2 tRNA genes and 2 rRNA genes (1 of these 4 only partly in view) are annotated in these 2701 nt (G+C 50.9%); all 4 read left to right on the top strand.

What is annotated here, in order from left to right:
• The first annotated feature begins 209 nt into the window (after positions 1-209).
• Positions 210-1733: ribosomal RNA gene (locus ACULLG_RS16920) — 16S ribosomal RNA — on the top strand.
• Positions 1734-1837: 104 nt separating this feature from the next.
• Positions 1838-1911 (top strand) — tRNA-Ile (locus ACULLG_RS16915).
• A gap of 160 nt (positions 1912-2071) precedes the next feature.
• Positions 2072-2145 (top strand) — tRNA-Ala (locus tag ACULLG_RS16910).
• A gap of 172 nt (positions 2146-2317) precedes the next feature.
• Positions 2318-2701, top strand: a 23S ribosomal RNA gene (locus tag ACULLG_RS16905) (it continues 2444 nt past the right edge of the window).
• The 16S and 23S rRNA genes sit together here with 2 tRNA genes alongside, the layout of an rRNA operon.

Below are 2701 nucleotides of genomic sequence, written 5' to 3'. Positions count from 1 at the left end.
CTATATTTGCACCCGCTTAGCTGATAGGGCCAGGCGTAAAAGAGTGGGATTAGGGGGCTTGATTTGGCCCGATTTTTTTTCTCTTTTGAAGATTTAAGAAGTTCATTTGACATATTGTATAGACAGCGTAAAAGAGAACAAAGAACCATTTTGATGTCAAGGACTTGGTATTGTCTTGTATTGGGATATCGATAGATATTTAACGATAGACAATGAAGAGTTTGATCCTGGCTCAGGATGAACGCTAGCGGCAGGCCTAACACATGCAAGTCGAGGGGTAACGGGGATTGCTTGCAATCCGCTGACGACCGGCGCACGGGTGCGGAACGCGTATGGAACCTGCCCCTGTCAGGGGAATAGCCCAGAGAAATTTGGATTAATGCCCCATGGTATCACGGCAACACATGTTGCTGTGATTAAAGATTTATCGGACAGGGATGGCCATGCGTACCATTAGCTTGTTGGTGAGGTAACGGCTTACCAAGGCAACGATGGTTAGGGGCCCTGAGAGGGGGATCCCCCACACTGGTACTGAGACACGGACCAGACTCCTACGGGAGGCAGCAGTGAGGAATATTGGACAATGGGCGAGGGCCTGATCCAGCCATGCCGCGTGCAGGATGACTGCCCTATGGGTTGTAAACTGCTTTTATACGGGAAGAAACCCACCTACGTGTAGGTGGCTGACGGTACCGTAAGAATAAGGACCGGCTAACTCCGTGCCAGCAGCCGCGGTAATACGGAGGGTCCGAGCGTTATCCGGAATCATTGGGTTTAAAGGGTCCGTAGGTGGGCCATTAAGTCAGGGGTGAAAGTCTGCAGCTCAACTGTAGAATTGCCTTTGATACTGGTGGTCTTGAGTCGTTGTGGGGTTGCCGGAACATGTGGTGTAGCGGTGAAATGCATAGATATCACATAGAACACCGATCGCGAAGGCAGGTGACCAACAACGTACTGACACTGATGGACGAAAGCGTGGGTAGCGAACGGGATTAGATACCCCGGTAGTCCACGCCGTAAACGATGGATACTAGCTGTCGGGACCTCGGTCTCGGCGGCCAAGCGAAAGTGATAAGTATCCCACCTGGGGAGTACGTTCGCAAGAATGAAACTCAAAGGAATTGACGGGGGCCCGCACAAGCGGTGGAGCATGTGGTTTAATTCGATGATACGCGAGGAACCTTACCAGGGCTTAAATGCAGTCCGACAGCTTTAGAGATAGAGTTTTCTTCGGACGGATTGCAAGGTGCTGCATGGTTGTCGTCAGCTCGTGCCGTGAGGTGTCAGGTTAAGTCCTATAACGAGCGCAACCCCTACCGTTAGTTGCCAGCGAGTCAAGTCGGGGACTCTAACGGGACTGCCGGTGCAAACCGTGAGGAAGGTGGGGACGACGTCAAATCATCACGGCCCTTACGTCCTGGGCCACACACGTGCTACAATGGCCGGTACAGAGGGAAGCCACCACGCAAGTGGGCGCGGATCTACAAAACCGGTCACAGTTCGGATCGGGGTCTGCAACTCGACCCCGTGAAGCTGGAATCGCTAGTAATCGGATATCAGCCATGATCCGGTGAATACGTTCCCGGGCCTTGTACACACCGCCCGTCAAGCCATGGAAGCCGGGAGTGCCTGAAGTCCGTCACCGAGAGGAGCGGCCTAGGGCAAAATCGGTAACTAGGGCTAAGTCGTAACAAGGTAGCCGTACCGGAAGGTGCGGCTGGAACACCTCCTTTCTAGAGAAGAGATGTCCCGGACAATGTCCGGTCCGGCATCGGGGTGGTCCTTTTCTTTTATGCTGTCTTATAATATGTAAACATACTGGCAATTTAGGCCAAACAGTCTCATAGCTCAGCTGGTTAGAGCGCTACACTGATAATGTAGAGGTCGGCAGTTCGAGTCTGCCTGAGACTACGGTTTCGAACAAAGTTCGAAAGTTGAAAGTTATAGGTGAAAGGTCAAAGGTTCACGAATGACTTTTAAATAAGTTCATTAAATACTGAAAGGAAATTCTAGAAGTTGAGCGGTGGTTATGTACTAACTACTAACTACTATGTACTAACTACTAGTATATGGGGAATTAGCTCAGCTGGCTAGAGCGCCTGCCTTGCACGCAGGAGGTCACCGGTTCGACTCCGGTATTCTCCACATTATAATTGGATGATTTTCAAATTTGAAAATTGTTCAATTGGTAACGTTCATTGACATATTGGGACGGAAGCAAGCGGTTTTATACCGTTATGTGGAAGTCAAAGAAGAAACACGAAGTAGAATAGAATATAGAAGGATTACGAGGGCATTTGTGCATTTATGTACAGGTGCGACAAGCAAAAGAAGGGCGTATGGGGGATGCCTGGGCTCTCAGAGGCGAAGAAGGACGTGATAAGCTGCGAAAAGCCGCGGGGATCGGCACACACGAATTGATCCGCGGATGTCCGAATGGGGCAACCCGGCAGGTTGAAGGCCTGTCACCCCGCAAGGGGGGCGAACCCGCTGAACTGAAACATCTAAGTAGGCGGAGGAAGAGAAAACAAGAGTGATTCCGATAGTAGTGGCGAGCGAAATCGGAGAAGCCCAAACCAACGATGTTTCGGCATTGTTGGGGTTGTAGGACCACGATGTTCTTTGCGCGACGAACTGGAACCCTTTGGAAAGAGGGGCCGTAGACGGTGACAGCCCGGTACAGGCAAGGAGCGTTAAAGAT

The organism is Flagellimonas sp. 2504JD1-5 (genome assembly GCF_053618295.1).
This window is presented reverse-complemented; position numbering and strand designations above follow the sequence as displayed.